The sequence below is a fragment of the Streptomyces aurantiaciflavus genome, from assembly GCF_049808595.1.
Lineage (GTDB): Bacteria > Actinomycetota > Actinomycetes > Streptomycetales > Streptomycetaceae > Streptomyces.
The window spans coordinates 113,402-133,181 of record NZ_JBNCAQ010000025.1; the positions used below are offsets into that span (position 1 = coordinate 113,402).

Annotated in this window: 14 protein-coding genes; 7 read left to right on the plus strand and 7 right to left on the minus strand. The window is 71.7% G+C overall.

The features are described from left to right. Window position 1: 1 nt before the first annotated feature. A complete protein-coding gene (locus ACPT94_RS27830; RefSeq protein WP_425247100.1) occupies window positions 2–2,518 on the minus strand; it encodes a VWA domain-containing protein in 2,517 nt (838 codons plus the stop codon). Continuing rightward, window positions 2,508–3,290, minus strand: coding sequence for a hypothetical protein (locus ACPT94_RS27835; RefSeq protein WP_360329975.1), 783 nt, complete (start codon window positions 3,288–3,290; stop codon window positions 2,508–2,510). Before ACPT94_RS27835 ends, ACPT94_RS27830 begins: the two co-directional genes overlap by 11 nt. Before the next feature lie 207 nt (window positions 3,291–3,497). Here ACPT94_RS27835 and ACPT94_RS27840 point away from each other — a divergent pair, with 207 nt between their 5' ends. From ACPT94_RS27840 to dnaK, 3 genes are all read left to right on the plus strand, one after another. Then, window positions 3,498–3,923, plus strand: coding sequence for an OsmC family protein (locus ACPT94_RS27840; protein ID WP_360329973.1), 426 nt, complete (start codon window positions 3,498–3,500; stop codon window positions 3,921–3,923). A 163-nt stretch (window positions 3,924–4,086) separates the two neighbouring features. Further along, complete coding sequence (locus tag ACPT94_RS27845; protein WP_425247101.1) at window positions 4,087–4,845, plus strand: glycerophosphodiester phosphodiesterase family protein; 759 nt, start codon at window positions 4,087–4,089, stop codon at window positions 4,843–4,845. Between the two features lie 118 nt (window positions 4,846–4,963). Then, the gene (gene dnaK / locus ACPT94_RS27850; RefSeq protein ID WP_425247102.1) at window positions 4,964–6,853 is read left to right on the plus strand and encodes a molecular chaperone DnaK; all 1,890 of its coding nucleotides are present in this window, start codon (window positions 4,964–4,966) and stop codon (window positions 6,851–6,853) included. Window positions 6,854–6,956: 103 nt separating this feature from the next. On the opposite strand, the gene ACPT94_RS27855 is transcribed toward dnaK, so the two are convergent. Both ACPT94_RS27855 and ACPT94_RS27860 read right to left on the minus strand, forming a co-directional pair. Further along, the gene (locus ACPT94_RS27855; protein ID WP_360329964.1) at window positions 6,957–7,775 is read right to left on the minus strand and encodes an SAM-dependent methyltransferase; all 819 of its coding nucleotides are present in this window, start codon (window positions 7,773–7,775) and stop codon (window positions 6,957–6,959) included. A 59-nt stretch (window positions 7,776–7,834) separates the two neighbouring features. After that, complete coding sequence (locus ACPT94_RS27860; protein ID WP_360329961.1) at window positions 7,835–8,698, minus strand: Sco1979 family transcriptional regulator; 864 nt, start codon at window positions 8,696–8,698, stop codon at window positions 7,835–7,837. A gap of 278 nt (window positions 8,699–8,976) precedes the next feature. Here ACPT94_RS27860 and ACPT94_RS27865 point away from each other — a divergent pair, with 278 nt between their 5' ends. Then, the gene (locus ACPT94_RS27865) at window positions 8,977–9,402 is read left to right on the plus strand and encodes a hypothetical protein (protein WP_425247103.1); all 426 of its coding nucleotides are present in this window, start codon (window positions 8,977–8,979) and stop codon (window positions 9,400–9,402) included. 10 nt (window positions 9,403–9,412) lie between these two features. On the opposite strand, the gene ACPT94_RS27870 is transcribed toward ACPT94_RS27865, so the two are convergent. Continuing rightward, entirely contained in the window at window positions 9,413–10,243 is an 831-nt protein-coding gene (locus ACPT94_RS27870) for a helix-turn-helix domain-containing protein (protein WP_425247104.1), read from the minus strand. A 272-nt stretch (window positions 10,244–10,515) separates the two neighbouring features. Here ACPT94_RS27870 and ACPT94_RS27875 point away from each other — a divergent pair, with 272 nt between their 5' ends. The 3 genes from ACPT94_RS27875 to ACPT94_RS27885 all read left to right on the plus strand — a co-directional run bounded on the left by ACPT94_RS27875 (window position 10,516) and on the right by ACPT94_RS27885 (window position 13,662). Further along, window positions 10,516–10,821, plus strand: coding sequence for a 4a-hydroxytetrahydrobiopterin dehydratase (locus tag ACPT94_RS27875; RefSeq protein WP_425247105.1), 306 nt, complete (start codon window positions 10,516–10,518; stop codon window positions 10,819–10,821). Between the two features lie 39 nt (window positions 10,822–10,860). Then, entirely contained in the window at window positions 10,861–11,628 is a 768-nt protein-coding gene (locus tag ACPT94_RS27880) for a class I SAM-dependent methyltransferase (protein WP_360329949.1), read from the plus strand. A gap of 108 nt (window positions 11,629–11,736) precedes the next feature. Then, the gene (locus ACPT94_RS27885; protein ID WP_425247106.1) at window positions 11,737–13,662 is read left to right on the plus strand and encodes a rhamnogalacturonan lyase; all 1,926 of its coding nucleotides are present in this window, start codon (window positions 11,737–11,739) and stop codon (window positions 13,660–13,662) included. Between the two features lie 95 nt (window positions 13,663–13,757). Here the strand turns inward: ACPT94_RS27885 and ACPT94_RS27890 are convergent, their stop codons facing one another. Continuing rightward, window positions 13,758–16,421, minus strand: a complete 2,664-nt coding sequence (locus ACPT94_RS27890) for a cellulose binding domain-containing protein (protein ID WP_425247107.1) — start codon at window positions 16,419–16,421, stop codon at window positions 13,758–13,760. Window positions 16,422–16,740: 319 nt separating this feature from the next. Further along, window positions 16,741–19,656 carry a glycoside hydrolase family 48 protein gene (locus ACPT94_RS27895; RefSeq protein WP_425247108.1) on the minus strand — a complete coding sequence of 972 codons (2,916 nt, stop codon included), beginning with the start codon at window positions 19,654–19,656 and terminating at the stop codon, window positions 16,741–16,743. Window positions 19,657–19,780 lie beyond the last annotated feature (124 nt).

The window sequence follows — 19,780 nt, forward strand, 5'->3', positions numbered from 1 at the left end:
GTCAGTGGCGCGCCGAGAAACCGGAGCGGACCCTCCCGAAGGTGTTCATCAACTGGACCGTGTGCCCGGCGCCGGCCGTGGGGGAGTCGCTGAAGGACACCGCGGTGCCCAGCGAGTCGGCCAGCGACAGGAACTTGCGGAGCGTGACCTTGTCGTCGCGGAACTCCGGGGCGGGAAGGTGGGCGTGGGCGGCGTCCAGGGCCTGGAGATGCCGCTCCAGCCGACGCCTGGCCGCTTCCCGGTCGTGCTCGTACAGGTCGTCCAGCGCGTGGAAGGTGACCTCACTGGTCCACAGGCCGACGCCGTGCACCAGCACCGTCTCCGCCGTCAGGGTGGCGTCCCGCGCCAGGTCGATCTCGTGCTGGCGGCTCTCCCGCGCCAGGGTGTCCACGTACTGCACGGTCGCCGTGCCCAGGCCCGCCGGCTTGCGCTCCGCCGGTACCCGCACCTCCAGGACGACCCAGTACGTCTCCTCGAAGGCGAGATCGGGCGCGAAGATCCGGATGCCCCGCTCGTCGGTGATGATGTCGGGCAGGGCCTCGGCGCCGTAGTCGCTGCGGGCCCGTTCGGCGGCCTGCCGGGCCTGCCGGAACACCTTGGCCCGGTCTCTGGGGTCCGTGACCGGATCATGCCCGTACACATGCCGGATCTCCACCGCCGGATCGATGTCCAGGCGGAGCTGGATGTCGACGGCGGCCAGATGGTCGCGCCGGTCGAGGTCCTGCTGCAGGTCGGCCTTGACCTGCTCGGGCCGGGTGACGAAGGTCGAGTGGCCGCCGGCCACGCCCGCGAGCGCCGACAGTTCGGGCATCCGCGCGTCGGAGCCGAAGCCGAAGCACGACAGGGTGAAGCCGTCGCGCACCCTGGCGCCGGCGTTCCGGCGGATGTTGACCCAGTTGCGTTCGCCCGATGTCGGGTCGCCGTCGGAGAAGAGGTACAGGCAGTTGACGGTGCGCCCGCTCACCGCGTTGCGGCCGATCTCGTCGATCCCGTACTGCACACCGAGATTGAGGTCCGTGCCGCCGTGGGCGTACAGACCGGAGACGGCCGCCGCGAAGCTGCCGGACTCCTCCAGCTCCGCCTTGGTCGCGGCGGAGAGCACGGTGCGCACGCCGTGGTCGAAGGCGATGATGCCCAGACAGTCGGCAGGACGCAGTTGACCGTAGATCGTATGCAACGCCGATTTGACGGTGTCGAGCTTCTCCCCGCTCATCGAGCCGCTGGTGTCCACGACGAAGACGAAGTTCACCGGCAGCGGCTCCGCGGCGGGGGTCGGGTCCGTAGGGGTCGGGCCGGCCTTGAGGGCGATCTCCACGAAGTGGGTCGTCGCCTCGTTCGCCTTGAACTCGCCCGTCACGGCGGCGAGCCCATGGCTGACGCCGATCGCCTCCCCGGCTGCCGGGCCGGGCACCTGCCCGTCCCGGGACACCACGAAGTCGTCGAACCTGATGTGCTCCTGCCCGACGATCACCCCCTGCTCGATCAGTTCCTTGACTCCGAGGGAGGAGCGGGTGCCGAAGGCGTTGTTGCGGCGGACGTAGAGGCCGTCGGGGGGGAGGGGGAGGGAGGTGTCGCGGGGGGCGTGGGGGTGGGCCGGAGGGGTGGTGCCGCGCGCCAGCCCTCCCACCAGGCGGCCTCGTGGGCCGACGTGGGCGCGGTTGCTCACACGCTTCTCGAGCACGTCCTCGCCGCCGCCCAGCCACACTCCGCTCGGGCGCGACCGTCGCAGGGCTCCGCGTCGCGCCGCCGGCGGCTCCTCGTCCGGCGCCGCCCTGTCCGCCGTGGTCGTTGCCCCTTGGTCCTCGAGATCGAGCGCGGACTCGAGGAGCCTCCGCCTCGGCCGCCACGAGCGGATCACCAGCCCTTGCCGCAGCCACCGCCAGAGCCTCACGTCCGGGCTGCCCGAGGGCGGCGGCGTGAGGTCGCGACGGAGCAGCACGGTCGGAGTGTGCTCGAAGGAACGTCGGGGCCCCAAGGTCACACGGCGGGCGTGGAGCCAGGCCGAGGCGTTGTCGGTGAGGGGATGGACGACGCGCAGCCCGTGCGCCTCCGCCACGGTCCGGCAGACCTCCTGTTCCCTCTCCCACTGCGAGGGGCGTGAGACCCCCTCGCGGGCCGGCGAGCGCGGCCAGTCGAGGAGCAGGAACGCCGGCTGCCGCAGAGGCGGCCCGGGCACGGACGGCACGGGCCCCGCCTCGTCGGCGCCGCACATCAGGAGCACGAACCCAGCCCGTAAGAAGTTCCACAGGACATCGCCCGGCTCGCCGGGCAGCGCCGGGCGCTCCTCGCCGGGATGGACGAGGATCAGGGCGCCGGGGTGTTCCGCGACGAACGCGTCGACCTCCTCGGGCGAACGCACAGTCGCCGTCGTGTCCGACGACCCGTACCCCACGGACAACCACGGCTCACTGCTCCGGGCCTCCTCGACGTCCCCGGCATCGACGTCAGGTCCCACATACAGGACCGCCGGTCTGCCGCCCGTGCCCCCCGGATTCCCGCCCTTCGGCTCAGTCGACATGCGCACCCTCCGTACTCCGGGCGGGAAGCGGGCACCGTGTCTCGAACTGGGTCCGGGTGCGCATCCCGCCATCGAACATGTTCTCGGCCCGTAGTCGCCGCAGCCAGGCGTCGAGGTCGGCGCTGAGCCCGGTGTTCTCCTCGGCGAGCCGCACGGCCCGGTCGCGCTGCGCCGGGTCGTTGGCGAGCAGCAGGAGCATGATCTTCAGGGCGAGCCCGTGCGGGCTGCGCGCGTCGAGCTTCAGGGCCTCGTCGGCGTATCCGGAGGCCACCTGGTGGTTCCCCCGGGCCAGGGCGATCCGGGCCTTCCAGTACCAGAACGCCTCCGACTCCCGGTCCAGGTGCGAGGCCTCCAGGGCGCGCTCCGCCGCGTCCGGCTCGCCGCGTTCCACATGCCTGCGTACGGTCGTCAGCGACCGTTCGACACCGGCCGGGGCGTCGGTGCGCCGGGCCGCCCGCGTGCCGCCCGCGGTCACGCGGGCCACGAGGAAGAGCGCGGCGAGCAGGAACAGCAGCAGCATCCCGACCAGCAGGAGGAACTGCGGCACGCCCTTGCTCTCGGCGAGCGTGGCGAAGATGCCGAGGATCGCGATGGCGAAGGCGAGCACGATGACGGCGCCGAACAGCGCGGTCGCCTGGGTCGCGGTGAGCGTACGGAACATCCTGGTGCGGATGATGTCGCGCACGAAGTCCCGGTAGAGCAGGTAGAGCACACCGAGTGCGATCCCACCAAATCCCGCTATGCCCCCGAGGACTTGGAAGAGTTCGAGCATGTAGGGACTGTAGGGCTTCGCCGCCCTGCCCGTCAGGTGTTCCGCCGGCCATGGCCGGCCGTGTGATCGAAGCGGTATCAGCGACGCGCCCGGCCCGTCGCCGCGGGGTCCGCTGGGTGCCGCGCCTCCGGGTGTGATCGGATGGGCCCAGGCACCCGGCAACGGGACCGCCCCAGCCGAAACAGCCAGTCTTGGAAAGGAATCGTCGTGGCCACCACGCGCTCCGCACACACCGTCTGGGAAGGCAACCTTCTCGAGGGCAACGGCGTCGTCACCTTCGACTCCTCCGGCATCGGCCAGCAGCCGGTGTCGTGGCCGTCGCGCGCCGAGCAGGCGAACGGCAAGACCAGCCCGGAGGAGCTGATCGCCGGCGCCCACTCCAGCTGCTTCTCCATGGCGCTGTCGCACGGCCTGGCCGGCGCCGGCACCCCGCCCACCAAGCTCGTCACCTCCGCCGACGTCACCTTCCAGCCGGGTGAGGGCATCACGGGCATCCACCTGACCGTGGAGGGCACGGTGCCGGGCCTGGACAACGACCAGTTCGTCGCCGCCGCCGAGGAGGCCAAGGCCAACTGCCCGGTCAGCCAGGCCCTGAAGGCCGTACCGATCACGCTGTCGGCGAAGCTCGCCTGAGCCGGCGCGGGACCTGCCGGGGGTGCGGGGCGTCCGTCACGGGCGGCTCGCACCCCCGTTCGGTTCGGGGCGGCCGGGCCGGGTATAACGGGCTGCGGCCGGCAGACGGAAGGACGACCACGGTGCCGGGAACCGCCGGTCACCGGACGGGGAGGTGAGGCCCATGGGGTCGCGCCCCGCCGTCTCCGCCCACCGCGGCGGCTCGGAGCGCTGTGGCGCCGCCACCCGGGAGGCGTACGAGGACGCGCTCGTCTCCGGCGCGGAGTACGTCGAGTTCGACGTCCGGCGGACCGCCGACGGCGTGTTCGTCGTCCACCACGACGCCCGCGCCTGCCGTACCGGACCGCCGCTGTCCCGGATCACCTACGCCGAGCTGTGCGCACGCACCGGACACGCCGTGCCCGTCGTCGAGGAGGTCATGGCGCTGGCCGCCGGGAGGCTGGTCGGGCACCTGGACCTCAAGGAGGCCGGGTACGAGCGTGAGCTGATCGACCGGGCGGTGGCGCTGCTCGGCCGGGACGGGTTCGTCGCCACCACCCTGGAGGACCGTTCCGTCGCCGCGATCACCCGGTCCTTCCCCGGCGTGCGCACCGCGCTGTCGCTGGGCCGGGACCGCGCCGAGATCGCCGCGGGCCGGCTGGTGGGGACCCGGGTGAGCGAGCTGTTCCCGCTGCGGCGCCTGCGGGCCTGCGGCGCGCACGGTGTGGCCGTGCACCACCGGCTGGCCCGCGCCACCGTGCTGCGCGGGGCGGCCCGGCACGGCCTGTTCACCATGGTGTGGACCGTGAACGACGACGCCGGGCTGCGCACCTTCCTGGCCGACCGGCGGGTGGACGTCCTGATCACGGACCGGCCGCGGCGGGCGGTCCGGCTGCGCGGGGAGCCGCATCGAAAGCTGCCGGTGGGGCACCTGTCTACGTGACCGGCGGGAACCTGTCCGCCGGCTGCCCGGTGGGGCGCCCAGGCCCCATTGACAGGAGCCCGCTCAAGTTTTGTGCTGGAAGTCGAAGCGCGGGGCTCCTTGGTGGAAGGGGACAGCGATGGGACGTCCGGTCGGAATCGATCTCGGGACCACGAACTCGGTGGTGGCGGTGCTGGAGGGCGGCGAGCCCACGGTGATCGCGAACGCGGAGGGGGCCAGGACCACCCCGTCGGTCGTGGCCTTCGCCAAGAACGGCGAGGTGCTCGTCGGCGAGGTGGCCAAGCGGCAGGCCGTGACCAACGTCGACCGCACCGCCCGCTCGGTCAAGCGCCACATGGGCGACGCGCACTGGCGCTTCCCGGAGCAGGGCGACGTGGACGGCACCCGCTACCGCGCCCAGGAGCTGTCCGCCCGCGTCCTGCAGAAGCTGAAGCGGGACGCCGAGTCCTACCTCGGCGAGGACGTCACCGACGCGGTGATCACCGTGCCCGCCTACTTCGACGACGCCCAGCGGCAGGCCACCAAGGAGGCCGGGGAGATCGCCGGCCTGAAGGTGCTGCGGATCATCAACGAGCCGACCGCCGCCGCCCTCGCCTACGGCCTCGACCGCGGCGAGGAGCAGACCGTGCTCGTCTTCGACCTCGGCGGCGGCACCTTCGACGTGTCCCTGCTGGAGATCGGCGACGGCGTCATCGAGGTCAAGGCCACCAACGGCGACACCCACCTCGGCGGCGACGACTGGGACCAGCGGATCGTCGAGCACCTCGTGAAGAAGTTCAAGGGCCAGTACGGCGTCGACCTGAGCAACGACAGGATGGCCCTGCAGCGGCTGCGCGAGGGCGCCGAGAAGGCGAAGATCGAACTGTCCAGCTCCTCCGAGACGACGATCAACCTTCCCTACATCACTGCCTCCGCCGAGGGCCCCCTGCACCTCGACGAGAAACTGACCCGCGCCCAGTTCCAGGAGCTCACCGCCGACCTGCTCGACCGCTGCAAGACACCGTTCCACCAGGCCGTCAAGGACGCGAACATCAAGCTGGCCGCGATCGACCACGTCATCCTCGTCGGCGGCTCGACCCGGATGCCCGCGGTGACGGAGCTGGTGCGGGAGCTGACCGGGAAGGACCCGCACAAGGGAGTGAACCCCGACGAGGTGGTGGCCGTGGGCGCCGCCCTCCAGGCGGGCGTGATCCGCGGCGACGTCAAGGACGTCCTGCTCCTCGACGTCACCCCGCTGTCCCTGGGCATCGAGACCAAGGGCGGCATCATGACGAAGCTGATCGAACGCAACACCACGATCCCCACCCGCCGTTCGGAGATCTTCACCACCGCCGCCGACAACCAGCCCTCGGTCGGCATCCAGGTCTACCAGGGCGAACGCGAGATCGCCGCGTACAACAAGAAGCTCGGCGTCTTCGACCTCACCGGGCTGCCGCCGGCCCCGCGCGGGGTCCCGCAGATCGAGGTGGCCTTCGACATCGACGCCAACGGGATCATGCACGTCTCCGCCAAGGACCTGGCGACCGGCCGCGAGCAGAAGATGACCGTGACGGGCGGCTCGGCCCTCCCCAAGGAGGACATCGACCGCATGATGCGGGACGCCGAGCAGTACGCGGAGGAGGACCACCGGCGCCGGGAGGCCGCCGAGACCCGCAACCAGGCCGAACAACTCGTCTACCAGACCGAGAAGTTCCTCCGGGAGAACGAGCAGCGGGTGCCGGCCGACACCAAGGGCGAGGTCGAGTCGGCGGTCGCGGAGCTGAGGACGCTGCTGGAGCAGAACGCCGACACCGGCCCCCTGCGCGCCGGCGTCGACAAACTCGCCACCGTCAGCCAGCGGATGGGCCAGGCGATGTACGCGCAGGCCCAGCAGGAGACACCGCCGGCGGACGGCGCGACGGCGGGGGGCGCCTCGGAAGGCGGCTCGGCGCGGCAACAGGACGACGAGACGGTCGTCGACGCGGAGATCGTCGACGACGAGGACCGCGACCAGGCCAAGGGCGCGTAGGCAGCACGCCGCCCGGCCCCCCGGGAGACGGGACCGGGCCGACGGCGTCGAGAGCGCACGCCGCCCGGCCACCCGGGCGGCGTCGGCTCCCGCGCCGCTTCCGTCAGGGCTTGCGGGCGACGCCCGCGTACACCGGCACGATGCCCTCCGCCTGGAGGGCCACGTCCTCGGGGTCCGGACGCCAGCCGGAGACCGGGATCACGCCCGGTCCCAGCAGCTCCAGGCCCTCGAAGAAGCGGGCGAACTCCGCCAGCGTGCGGGGGTGGAAGGGGGTGCCGCTCCGCCGGAACTGGTTCGCCGCCTTCTCGACGGCCTCGGGGTTCAGGTCGGGGGTGACCTGGGACAGGATCAGGTGGCTGCCCGGGGCGAGCGCGGCGACGTACCGCTTCAGCAGCCCGTACACGTCGTCGCCGTCCGGGTCGTCGCCCAGGTAGTGGGTGAGCGCCACCAGCGACAGGGCGACCGGCCGGCCGAGGTCGAGCGAGTCGGCCGCCCGCTCCAGCAGGGTGTCGACGTCGCGGACGTCGGCGTGCACGTACCGCGTGGAGCCCTCGGCCGAGCCGTGCAGCAGCGCCTCCGCGTGCCGGAGCACGATCGGGTCGTTGTCCGCGTACACGACCCTCGACTCCGGGGCGACGGCCTGCGCGACCTGGTGCAGATTGGGCTCGGTGGGGATGCCGGTGCCGATGTCCAGGAACTGGCGTGTCCCGGCCTCGGCGGCCGTGCGCACGGCCCGCTGCATGAACCGGCGGTTGGCGCGCGCCCCGCGCACCACCGTGCCGTCCACGGCGAGGATCCTGCGGGCCAGCTCCTCGTCCACGGGGTAGTTGTCCTTGCCGCCCAGCCACCAGTCGTACACCCGGGCCGGGTGCGGCCTGCTGGTGTCGATGCGGACGGCTGCCTCGGACTCGGATCCGGTCATGCGGGGTCTTCTCCTCGAACGTGCGGTGGTGGCCGGAGCACGGCGGTGACGTGCCGTGCTCAGAAGCCCGCGCGGAGGTCCCGCAGGAGCTTCTTGGTGCGCTGCGCCGACGCGGCGTGCGCCGTCATGTGGTCGAGGACCTCCAGATGCGCGGAGACCTCCTTGCGCGAGTCCAGGTACAGGGCGCCGGACAGGTACTCGGTGACGACCATGTCGGGCAGCTCGGGCTCGGCGAAACGGAACAGCGAGAACGGCGCGGACGTCCCCGGGTGCGGGCCGTCCGCGAACTCGGCCACCTGCAGGGTGATCCGGTCCCGCTCGGCGAACTCCAGCAGCTTGTCGACCTGTTCGCGCATCACGCCGGCGTCGACGCTCACCGGGCGGCGCAGCACCGTCTCGTCCATCACCACCCACAGGTGCGGCGGGTCCTGGCCGTCCAGCAGCCGCTGCCGGGTCATGCGCAGCGACACATGCCGCTCGATCGCCTCCGGGCCGGTTCGCCCGACCGTCCCGCCCTCCAGCACGGCCCGCGCGTACGCCTCGGTCTGCAACAGGCCCGGCACGAAGTGCGGTTCGTAGGAGCGGATCAGCCGGGCCGCGCCCTCCAGGCTCACGTACAGGCTGAACCACTCCGGCAGCACGTCGTGGAACCGCTGCCACCAGCCGGGCTGGTTCGCCTCCTCGGCGAGCGCGACGAACGCGTCCGTCTCCTCCTCGGGCACGCCGTAGGCCTCCAACAGCACCTGCACGTACGGGATCTTCAGCGCGACCTCGGCCGTCTCCATCCGCCGTACGGTCGCCGGGGCCACGCGCAGTGCGCGCGCCGCCTCCTCGCGGCCGAGGCCGGCCGCCTCACGCAGCTCCTGCAGCCGTCTGCCCAGTACCACCTGGCCCACCGTGGGCGCGGGCCGCCGCTCACTCACGCCACGTCTCCCCTACGTGTCGAAGCACGCCGGTCAGTGTGTCATGTCCCGGCCGCGCCGCGACAGGGACGACGGTGAGCGAATCACCAGGCGGGAGCCGCACGGCCCACCGGGTACCGGGCCTCGTCCCGCGCGTCACCGCGCGCATTACCTCATGGGTAATCGACGGTGACCGGCGCGGACGGGATCGTGGAGACATCGGGTTCCGGGCCGGCGCACTCCGGTCCGGGGCCCGTCCCACCAGGCCGTTTCCCGACCTCGACGGAGGGTGATTCGTCATGTCCGCAACCCAGCCCACCGCGCTCACCGCCCTCGCCCGCACCGCCGAGCCGCACAGCGCGCTGCGCCGCTTCCTCGCCCTCGACGCCGTGGTGACCGGCGCGAACGGCATCGCCTACCTCGCCGCCTCCGGGCCGCTCGCCCGCCTCCTCGGCGTCGACGCCACGCTGCTGCTCGAACTGGGCCTGTTCCTGGCGGTGTACGCGGCCGCTGTCGGCCTCCTCGCCACCCGCGCCCACCCGGCCGCGCTGCCCGTGAAGGCGGTGGTCGAGCTCAACCTCGCCTGGTCGGCGCTGAGTCTCGTCGCCCTCGCGGTGTGGCTGTCGCCCACCACGGCGGGCGCCGTGTGGACCGTGCTCCAGGCCCTGACGGTGGCCGGCTTCGCGGCGCTCCAGCACCTGGCCCTGAAGGCACGTCAGGTCTGACTCCGGCCACTCAACCACCCAGAGAACGCAGGTACTTGACCGTCGCCGGGTCGGCCGGGAGCAGCGTCTCGATGGCCAGCTCGGCGACCGTCACGTCCATCGGCGTGTTGAACGTGGAGATCGACGAGATGAACGACAGCGTCCGCCCCTCGTGCTCGATCTGCATCGGCAGCGCGAAGTACGGCACGGGCTCGGCCGGTTCGCCCCCGGACGCGCTCCGCGGCACCGGATACGCGGCGACCTCCTCGTACAGCTCCCGCAGCGGGGTGGAGCGGTACAGGGCGATCTGCCGTTCCATCTGGGCGAGCAGATGCCCGCGCCACTCGGGAAGGTTGCGGATGCGCGGTGCGAGGCCCTGCGGGTGCAGCGTCAGCCGCATCGCGTTCAGCGGCGGCGCGAGCAGCGACTCGGGGACGCCGTCCAGCAGCAGGGCGATCCCGCGGTTCGCCGCCAGCACGTTGTACATCGCGTCCACGACCAGCGCCGGATACGGCTCGTAGCCCTGGATCAGGCGTTCCATGCCCGCGCGCAGCGTGTCCAGCGCCGGGTCGTCCAGCGGGGTCTCGCGGTAGTGCGGGGCGTAACCGGCCGCCACCAGCAGGGCGTTGCGCTCACGCACGGGCACGTCGAGGTGCTCGGCCAGCCGCAGCACCATCTCCTCACTGGGCCGGGAGCGGCCCGTCTCGATGAAGCTGATGTGCCGGGCCGAGGAGTCCGCGCGCAGCGCCAGCTCCAGCTGGCTGACCCGGCGCCGCTCCCGCCAGGCGCGCAGTAACGGTCCGACGCCCCGGCCGGCGGGGGTGGCGGCGGGGCCGGTGGTGCCAGTCGCGACAGTGGTCATGCGTACGACCGTAGTCGAGACAGGGGTGTGCGACAGTGCCGCGGGACCCGCGCACGTCTTCCCGGGGGACCGAGGCGCCGTACCGCGCGGGGAGCCCGCGGCTGCCCGCGTGCGGACCGGGGCGCGCGGGCCTGAGACCCCCTTCGGACGCGGCCGCCCGAAGCCCGGAGGGTTCCCGGCCGGGGCCGCCGGGCACCCTGGTGACCAGGGCCGCCGCGCCTGTCCTGTGGCAGGCTGGACAGGTACGCGACACCGAGGAAGGGAGCCGGCACATGGCCGTCGAACCGCTGTCGCAGAAGGAGATCGAGGACCGGCTGGCCGAGCTGCCGGGCTGGTCCCTCGACGCCGGCCGCCTCACCCGCGCCTACCGGCTCGACTCCCACTTCGCCGCGACCGCCCTGGTCATCCATGTCGCCCAGGTCCAGGAGGAGCTGAACCACCACTCCGAGCTCACCCTCGGCTACGACACGGTGTCCCTCGCCGTGAACACCCACAGCGCGGGCGGCGCCGTCACCGAGCTCGACTTCGAGCTCGCCCGCCGGGTGGAGGACCTGGCCCCGGCGCACGGGGCGAACTGACCCGCACGGCGGACCGGACGGACGAGAACGGGGGGACGCGTGCTCGACTACGACAAGGAAGCCGAACGGTACGACGCCTCGCGCGGCGGCGAGCCCCGGGCGGCCGCCGCGGCGGAGGCCGTCCTGGGTCTGGTACCGGGCGGGGCGCGCAGTCTGCTCGACGTGGCCTGCGGCACCGGCATCGTCACGCGACGGCTCGCGGCCGGACGCGACGGCCTCCGGGTGACCGGCGTCGACCTCGCCTCCGCGATGGCCCGCCAGGCCGCCGTACGCCTGCCCGGCGCGGTCGTACGCGCCGACAGCCGCCGACTCCCCTTCCGCAGCGGGGAGTTCGATGCTGTGAGCAGCGTGTGGCTGCTGCATCTGGCGGAGACCGACGCGGACGTGCGGGCGATCGTCGGCGAGTGCGCGCGGGTGCTGCGGCCCGGCGGCGTCTACGTCACCACGGTCGACAAGGCCGCCGCGCACAACGTCGGCAGCGACATCGACGCCGTGCTGGCCTCCCGGCCGCCGCGGGCGGCCCGGGACCAGGCGGCGCTCGTCGAGTCGTACGCCGTCGCATCCGGCCTCGTCCCGGCCGGGGGCGCCCGTTTCCCCGGCCGGGGGCAGGGCCGCAGCCCGCGCCGCACGGTCGCCGACCTGCGGCGGGGCTGGTTCGTCACGCTGCCGCCCGGAGAGCCGCTCGCGGAGCGGTTCGCGGCGCGGCTGGCCCGGCTGCCCGACCAGGACCGGCCCCGGCCGGACCCCTGGTTCACGCTCCGGGCGTTCCGGAAACCGGCCGTGCCGCATCAGCCGACGGACGCGTGAATCCGTCGGACGCGTGCATCCGAAACTCCCCGCACCCCGGCAACTCCTCACCTCCCGGCGGCGACCGACAGGACGGAACCCGTCCGTCCCTCACGGGAGGTACGTCTCGTGCAGCACCCGCACCCGCCCACGGAACCGCACCCGCCCACGGAACCGCAGCCGCGTCCGCCCACGCACCGCGGGCGCCGCAGGACCGCCGCCCTCGCCGCGGCGACCGCCGTGACCGCGCTGGTCGGCGCCGGTCTCACCACGCTCGCCACGGACACCGCCGAGGCGGCCACTGCCCGTCAGGTGGAGAAGCTCGACCGGGGTGTCGTCAGCGTGCACACCGACAGCGGCAACCTGGTCAGCTGGCGCTGGCTCGGCACCGATCCCAACGACGTGTCCTTCAACGTCTACCGGGCCGGGACGAAGGTCAACTCGGCCCCGATCACCGGCTCCACCAACTTCTTCCACTCCGGCGCGCCCGCCCAGGCCGACTACACGGTCCGCGCGATCGTGGGCGGCGTCGAGCAGGCCGACTCCGTGCACGCGGTCCAACTCCGCACCGGCTACAAGGACGTTCCGATCACCCCGCCGGCCGGCGGCACCACCCCCGACGGTGTGGCGTACACCTACGAGGCGAACGACGCCTCCGTCGGCGATCTCGACGGTGACGGCGCCCTGGAGTTCGTCCTGAAGTGGCAGCCCACCAACGCCAAGGACAACTCGCAGTCCGGCTACACCGGCAACACGATCGTCGACGCCGTCGAACTCGACGGCACCCGCCTGTGGCGCGTCGACCTGGGCCGCAACATCCGCTCCGGCGCGCACTACACGCAGTTCCAGGTGTACGACTACGACGGCGACGGCAAGGCCGAGGTCGCCATGAAGACCGCCGACGGCACGGTCGACGGCACCGGCGCGGTCATCGGCAGCTCCTCCGCCGACCACCGCAACTCCAGCGGCTACGTCCTGTCCGGCCCCGAGTTCCTGACGATGTTCAACGGCCGGACGGGCAAGGCGATGCAGAGCGTCGACTACGTCCCGGCCCGCGGCACGGTCTCGTCCTGGGGCGACTCCTACGGCAACCGCGTCGACCGCTTCCTCGCCGGCACCGCCTACCTGGACGGCTCCCGCCCCTCCCTGATCATGGCCCGCGGCTACTACACCCGCACGGTGATCGCGGCCTGGGACTGGCGCGGCGGCGCCTTCACCCGCCGCTGGACCTTCGACACCAGCTCCTCCACCAACTCCGGCAAGGGATACGACGGTCAGGGCTCGCACAGCCTGTCCGTCGGGGACGTCGACAACGACGGCAAGGACGAGATCGTCTACGGCGCGATGGCGGTCGACGACAACGGCAACGGGCTGTGGACGACGAGGACCGGCCACGGCGACGCCCAGCACCTCGGCGACCTCGACCCGTCGACGTCCGGCCTCGAGTACTACAAGGTCTCGGAGTCCACGAGCCAGCCCGCGGCGCTGTACATCAACCCCGCCGACGGCTCCGTCCGCTGGAAGCTCGACGCGTGCTGCGACAACGGCCGCGGCGTCGCCGGCGACATCCACTCCGGCAACGCGGGTCCCGAGATGTGGTCGGCGTCGGACTCCTCCATCCGAGACCGCTCCGGCGCGACGAAGGGCCGCGAGCCGTCGTCGGTGAACTTCCTGTCCTGGTGGGACGGCGACACGACCCGCGAACTCCTCGACGGGACCCGCATCGACAAGTACGGCACCTCGTCCGACACCCGGCTCCTCACCGGCTCCGGCGTCTCCTCCAACAACGGCACCAAGTCCACGCCCGCCCTCTCCGGCGACATCCTCGGCGACTGGCGTGAGGAGGTCGTCTGGCGCACCAGCGACAACACGGCGCTGCGGATCTACTCGACGCCGTACGAAACGACCACGAAGATCACCACCCTGCTCCACGACACGATGTACCGCACGGCCCTGGCCTGGCAGAACACCGCCTACAACCAGCCCCCGCACACCAGCTTCTTCATCGGCGGCGGAATGCCGACGGCCCCGCGGCCGACGGTGTACACGCCGTGAGAGCGGCTCGCTCGGCGGTCAAGGGCCGCCGGTGAGGGATCCCGGCACGAAGGGCGCGTGCCGCATCCGGCACGCGCCCTTCACGAGTGGCCCGGTCAGTTCACCGTGCAGCTCCGCTCACCCAGCTTGAACGCCGTCGGCTTCGTGTTCGTCCCCGACCAGCTCCCCGTGAAGCCGAAGCTCACGGACGAGCCGGCCGCCACGTTGGCGTTCCAGCCGACGTTCTTCGCCGTGACCGCCGTACCCGACTGGGTGTGCTCGGCGTTCCAGAGCTGGGAGATCGTCTGGCCGTTGGGGAACGTCCAGTTCAGGCTCCAGCCCGACCAGGCGCCCGTCCCCGTGTTGGCCAGCTTCACGTCCGCCTGGAAGCCGCCCGACCACTGGTTGGTGATCGTGTACGTCACCGCGCAGGCGCCCGTCGGGGTCGGCGTCGGGTCCGTGCCGCCCCCGCCCCCGCCGCCACCGGCGTCGGAGGTGTCGCCGTAGATCACGCCCCGGCCGTTGGTCGCGACGTAGACCCGGCCGTAGACCCTCGGGTCACCGGTGATCGCCGCGCCCGTCCAGCCCCACTGGTGGGCGTCGTCGTTGATCCGGGTCCAGGTCGCGCCCTTGTCCGTGGAACGGAAGACGCCGCGTACGCCGGCGATCTTCGCGCTGGTGTAGAGCGTCTGGTACGAGGCGCCCGCGGCCGCCTTGCCGAAGCCGATCGTGTCGGCCTGCTCGACGTTCGACAGCTTGGTGAAGCTCGCGCCGCCGTCCGTCGAGTGCCACAGCCCGTACGCCCCGTCGCTCGCGCCGCCCGCCAGCCAGACGTCGCCCTTCGCGCCCGGCAGCGCCTTGAAACGCACGCTGTCCCCGCTGGGCAGACCGGTCGCGGCGGACGCGGTGAACGTGGCGCCGCCGTCCGAACTGACGTAGAACTTGCCGGACTTGAAGCCGTAGAAGGTCTTCGGGTCGACCCGGTCGGATTCGACGATCGCGCCCGCCGGGACACCGCTCGACGCCGACCAGGACGAACCGAAGCCGGTCGCGTACTGCACGCCGGTGCCGGCCGGGCTCCACACGAAGCGGCTGCCGTCCGCGGCCGCGGCCACCGTCCCGCCGCCGCTCACGCCCGAAGGGTCGGTCCCGGCGAACCAGTTGGCGCCGTTGTCCGTCGAGAACGCCACATGCGGGCCCGAGTCCAGATTGCCGACCCGGACCACCGTGTTCGGGTTGGTCTCGGCGTAGTCCAGGCTGGTCGTCGTCGTGAAGTTCGGCGAGGTGAACATCATCGACGGGACCTTGGTCAGGTCGGTGTGCCGGAAGCCGCCGACGTCACCGAGGGCGCTCAGCAGCGGGGCGCCGGACGGGGGCGAGGCGAGGTCGTTGACCGCCGTCTCCTCCAGGCCCTGCACCATCGGCCTGATCGTGAACGGGGTGCTGGCGTCCCAGTTCGTGAGGTTCTCCGTGCCGTAGATCGTCGCGCCCGTCCCGTACATCATCCGGTTGGAGTTGAACGGGTCGATCTCCAGCGCCTCCGTCATCCACCCCAGCTTCGGCGTCTGCTCGGGCGGCGTCGGGTTCGCTCCCCAGGTCAGCCACGGCGAGGACGAGACGTCCATCGTGTAGCGGTTCGCGCGGTTGGGGTACGACGTGTAGTCCCACGCCCTGGTCCAGGTGCCGCCGCTGTCCGTGGAGCGGAAGATCTGGGTGTCGGGCCACCAGGAACTGTACGCGGTGGCCATGACGGTGCCCGGCTTCTGCCGGTCGACCGTCAGCCCGCTGAAGCCGTAGTACGTGTCGGCCTCCGCCACCGGGCTGATGTCCGTCCACGTCCCGGTCGCCGTCGCGTACCGCCACAGCCGGCCCTTGCCGCCGTCGTACGGGCCGCCCTTGTCGCTGTATGCGATGTACAGATAGCCGTTGACGGTATCCAGTACACCCTTGTGGGCCAGGTATCCGGTCGGTTGTCCGGCCAGCCGCGTCCACGTCGCGCCGGCGTCCGTCGACCGGTACACCGCGTTGTCCTTGTCCGCGACCCCGACGTAGATCGTCTTCGTCGCGCTGCCCGACGTCCCCGTGGACTCGTCGAAGGTGACCCAGACGATGCCCTGGTTGTCGGAGGCGTAGCCGCTCGTGTCGCTCGGATCCTGGACGTAGTTGCCGACGTTGGGGAAGTTCGTCACCTGCGACCAGGTCGCCCCGGAGTCCGTCGACCGCCACAGCCCCTTGCCGCTGGGCGCGCCCAGGTACAGCACGCTGTTGCGGTTCGGGTCCACCGCGAGCCGCTCGCCCATGCCCCGGCCGGGCATGTTGCCGCCCAGCTTGAACGGCAGGTCGGCCCTCTGCCAGCTCGCCCCCCGGTCGGAGGAGCGCAGCACGGCCCCGTTGCCCGGGTCCCAGCTGTTGGTGTACGTGCCGACGGCCGCGTACACCTTGTTCGGATCGACCGAGTCGGAGGCCAGGCTCACCACGCCCGTGTGCCCCCAGTCCGCCCAGCCGACCGAGTCCAGCAGCGGGGTCCACGTCTTCGACGACTCCACCCAGCGGTACGCGCCGCCGATGTCGGTGCGCGCGTAGGCGAGGTTCTTCTCCTTGCGGTTGAAGACGATGCCGGGGACGAAGCCGCCCCCGTCGATGCGGGCGTTCTTCCAGGTGTACGACTCTGCCGCCAGGGTCGCTTGCGGGCCGCCGTCGGCCGCCAGTGCGGGCGGGGTGCCCGCGAGCAGGCCGGCGGCGAGCGCCAGGACGGCCGTGAGGATGCGGGTTCTTCGCACGGTGGGGGTCCTTCCTCGCGAAGCCATGTGGAGGAATGTGCGGGGAGATGCGGGGGGGGGGGGGGGGGGGCCGCGGGGGGGGGGGGGGGGCGCCCCCCCCGGGGGGGCTGCGGGTGGGGACCGCCCGGCGGTGGCCTCGTCGTCCGGTGACGAGGCCGCGTACGCGGAGCTTTCGAGCGGTTCCGAGGAAACGCCGTGCACGGCAGCGCCCTTCTGGGGCGCGGGACTGCATCGCTGTGCGGCTCTGCCGCGCGGGCGCGGCCGGCCACACAGCCCGGCAGCCGGACACGGCGCTTCCCGCGGAGCGCCCGGCGGGGACTTATTCGAGGAGCTCCGCGTACGAGCCCATGGCCAGGGCGATGTCCGCCTGGGCCCAGAACCGGTGGTACGTGAAGGACGGCGCGGCCCCGCCCGCGAGGTAGGCCTCGATCTTCGACCAGGCCGGGTCGTCCTCGTAGAAGGAGCGGATCGAGTCGAACGTCGACGACGAGTTGATCGCGTCGCCGTTCGGCATTGTCCCGGTCCAGCCGTTCGGGATGTAGACCGGGTCGTCGAAACGGTTGTAGTCGGCGCGGGTCTCCGGGACGGCGATGCCCAGGGAGTCCTGGTGGTTCTTCCACATGCCGTCGAGGAGCGCCTTGGCCGTGCTCGCGGCCTGGGTGTCACCGGAGCGGTCCGCGTAGTACGTCAGGGTCTTGGCGTACGCGGCGGCCACACCGACGTCGTTGGTGTAGTCGGCGACGGTGACGTGAAGTCCCGTGTTGGCGCCGGGACTCGACGGGTTCCAGGTGTCGGGCTGGCCCGACCACTGCAGCGTCGAGGGGAACCGGAAGGTGCCGTCCGGGTTGACGGTGGTCTGCGACAGCGCCCAGTCGACCCACTTGTCGAGGACGGCCTTCGCGGCCGCGTTCCCCGTCTGCTGGTAGTACTCGGCCACCCGCTCCATCGACCACGCCTGGAAGCCGAACCACTGGTTGGACGGCGGGTCGTGGTAGACGGGCTGCTGGTCGTAGTACATGCCGTAGAACGTGGACTTCCCGGCCGGCGGCGTCGCGTACCGGCCCGCCCAGCTGTTGGTCGCACCGCCCGCGATGGCGCCCTCGGCGGACTGCAGCCAGCGGTAGAACTCCACCTGCCGCTCCAGGGACTTGGCCCAGTCCGCCTGCCCGGTGGCCGACTTCGGCTTCAGCGGGGCGTAGTTGCTCAGCGCGTACGCGGCCAGCGGGTTCTGGTAACCGCCGTGGGCGTGGCTGGAGCCGATGCGCCAGGCCCAGCCCGCCGAGCTGTCGGTGGCACCGCCCCAGGCGTAGTACCAGGAGAGCAGGTAGTGCGAGGCGTCCTTGCCGGTGCCGGCCGGGCAGGCGGAGGCGCCGACACAGTTGCCGATCTTCTTGAAGTACTTGTCGTACATCGCGTACCGCAGGTAGTCGCCCATCTTCGCGGCCTTGCCGACGGTCGCGGAGACGTCACCGCCCTTGCCCTGCTGCTTGGCCCAGATGTCCGCCCAGTACGCGGCCTGCACGGCGCGCGCGTCGGCGTCCGGGGCGTTGGTGAACTTCCACTGCTTGGCGTAGGAGGCGTCACCCGTGAACAGGTCCAGGTATCCGTTCTTCCCGCCGTACTTGAAGGCGTCGCAGGTCGGCTGCGGCACCGTCTCCCACACCGACTCCTGCGCACCGCGCTGGAAGGTGTTGATGTACGACGGGCCGGTGTCCGACGGGCCGGCCTCGCACTTGCCGGGCGCGTTGCCGTAGCCGTAGACGTTGTCGACGTCCTGCAGCCAGTGCATACCGTAGACATCGTCCGTACCGTATGCGGTCTTCAGTTCACCGGCGATCGGATCCGAACCCACCGACACCCCGGTGTCCAGCCGCGCCGGGTACTCGTTGGGCGTGTCCAGCTCCGGCGCGTACGTCGCCGGCTTCGACGCGTTGTAGAAGGAGTTCGTCGGCTGGTCGGCGTGGGTGGGGATCATGTACTTCTCCATGATCTCCCAGGCGCCGTTGAACCTGGTCCAGTCGCCCGTGACCTTGCCGTACATCGCCTGCAGCCAGAGGAGGTAGCTGTAGGCCTCGGAGGTGGTCTCGTGGCCGTGGTCCGGAGCCTCGACGATCAGCGTCTCCACCGAGTGGTAGGGGATGCCCTCGGGGGAGAAGTAGCCGTTCGCCGGGTTGGTGATCTTGCCGTAGAGCTCCAGGAAGCGGGCGTCGTACTCCTTGGACGCGGCGAGCTGGGTGACCGTGACCGAGGCCTTCGCGTGGCCGGTGGCGGTCGACTCGAAGGTCGCCGCGCCCGTGCCCGTGGCGTTGCCCGTGATGGTCACCTTCTGGGCGGTGCTCCAGTTCGACGGCGTGAAGGTGAGGCTTGCGCCGCCGGTCACCGTCAGGCCCGTGTTCCCGCCGGTCCGGGCGGTCGTCACGGTCACGTTGGCCGACGGCTGGGTCGACAGCTTCACCTCGTACGAACCCGACTTGCCCTGCTGCACGGCCAGCTGGTTCGTGGAGGCCACCACGGCCGGTCCCGAGGCGACCGTGATGCCGACCGGCGTCGACGACCCGGACGCGCCCAGGCTGTCGTAGGCCTTCGCCAGCAGCGAATGACTGCCCACGGTCAAACCGGAGGCGGACAGCGTGTACGGCGCGCTGGTGTCGGTGCCCAGCAGGGTCGTGTCGTCGTAGAACTCGACCTTGGTGATGGTCGCGTTGTCGGCGGCCGCGGCGGTGGCCGCGAGCGGCACCGCGTTGCCCTGGGTGTAGACGGCGCCCGGCGCCGGGCTGGTCAGCACGGTGAGCGGGGGCTGATGAGCGCCGACGCAGGGGGTGCCGTTGACGGAGAAGCTCGTGGGGGCGGCGTTGCTGCCGCTGTAGGTGAACTGCGCGCCCGTGCTGACCGCCGCGCCGGCGGCGATCGTCCCGTTGTACGAGGCGTTGTTCACGGTGATCTGCTGACCGGACTGCGCCCAGGTGCCGTTCCAGCCGTTGGTCAGCTTCTGGTTGCCCGCGTAGGAGTACGTCAGCGTCCAGCCGGTGATCGGGTCCGTGCCGCGGTTGGTGAGGGTGAGATCCGCGGTGAAGCCGGAGCCCCAGTCGTTGGTCTTGTAGTCGACGCTGCACTGAAGTGCCGCCGCCTGTGCGGGGGCCGTGCTCGTACTCAGCATGGCCACGGGGAGGGCGAGGGCCGCCACGACGGCGGTCCACAGTCGCCGCGCCGCGCGGCGTCTGCGTGAGGGATCCATGGTGCTGGTTCCTCCTTGCGGCTCGGTGTAGGGGGGAGGAGCAACAAGCCTTGAACCAGTGGGAGCGCTCCCATAGTGCGGAGGGCCTTGAGTGCGGTCAAGGTGCTTGAAGAGTCGAAAAGAT

What these genes read in the sequence shown, in the direction of transcription:
- ACPT94_RS27830 (WP_425247100.1), bottom strand. Translation starts at nt 2,518, where the DNA reads ATGTCGACTGAGCCGAAGGGCGGGAATCCGGGGGGCACGGGCGGCAGA.
- ACPT94_RS27835 (WP_360329975.1), bottom strand. Translation starts at nt 3,290, where the DNA reads ATGCTCGAACTCTTCCAAGTCCTCGGGGGCATAGCGGGATTTGGTGGG.
- ACPT94_RS27845 (WP_425247101.1), top strand. Translation starts at nt 4,087, where the DNA reads ATGGGGTCGCGCCCCGCCGTCTCCGCCCACCGCGGCGGCTCGGAGCGC.
- dnaK (WP_425247102.1), top strand. Translation starts at nt 4,964, where the DNA reads ATGGGACGTCCGGTCGGAATCGATCTCGGGACCACGAACTCGGTGGTG.
- ACPT94_RS27855 (WP_360329964.1), bottom strand. Translation starts at nt 7,775, where the DNA reads ATGACCGGATCCGAGTCCGAGGCAGCCGTCCGCATCGACACCAGCAGG.
- ACPT94_RS27865 (WP_425247103.1), top strand. Translation starts at nt 8,977, where the DNA reads ATGTCCGCAACCCAGCCCACCGCGCTCACCGCCCTCGCCCGCACCGCC.
- ACPT94_RS27870 (WP_425247104.1), bottom strand. Translation starts at nt 10,243, where the DNA reads ATGACCACTGTCGCGACTGGCACCACCGGCCCCGCCGCCACCCCCGCC.
- ACPT94_RS27875 (WP_425247105.1), top strand. Translation starts at nt 10,516, where the DNA reads ATGGCCGTCGAACCGCTGTCGCAGAAGGAGATCGAGGACCGGCTGGCC.
- ACPT94_RS27895 (WP_425247108.1), bottom strand. Translation starts at nt 19,656, where the DNA reads ATGGATCCCTCACGCAGACGCCGCGCGGCGCGGCGACTGTGGACCGCC.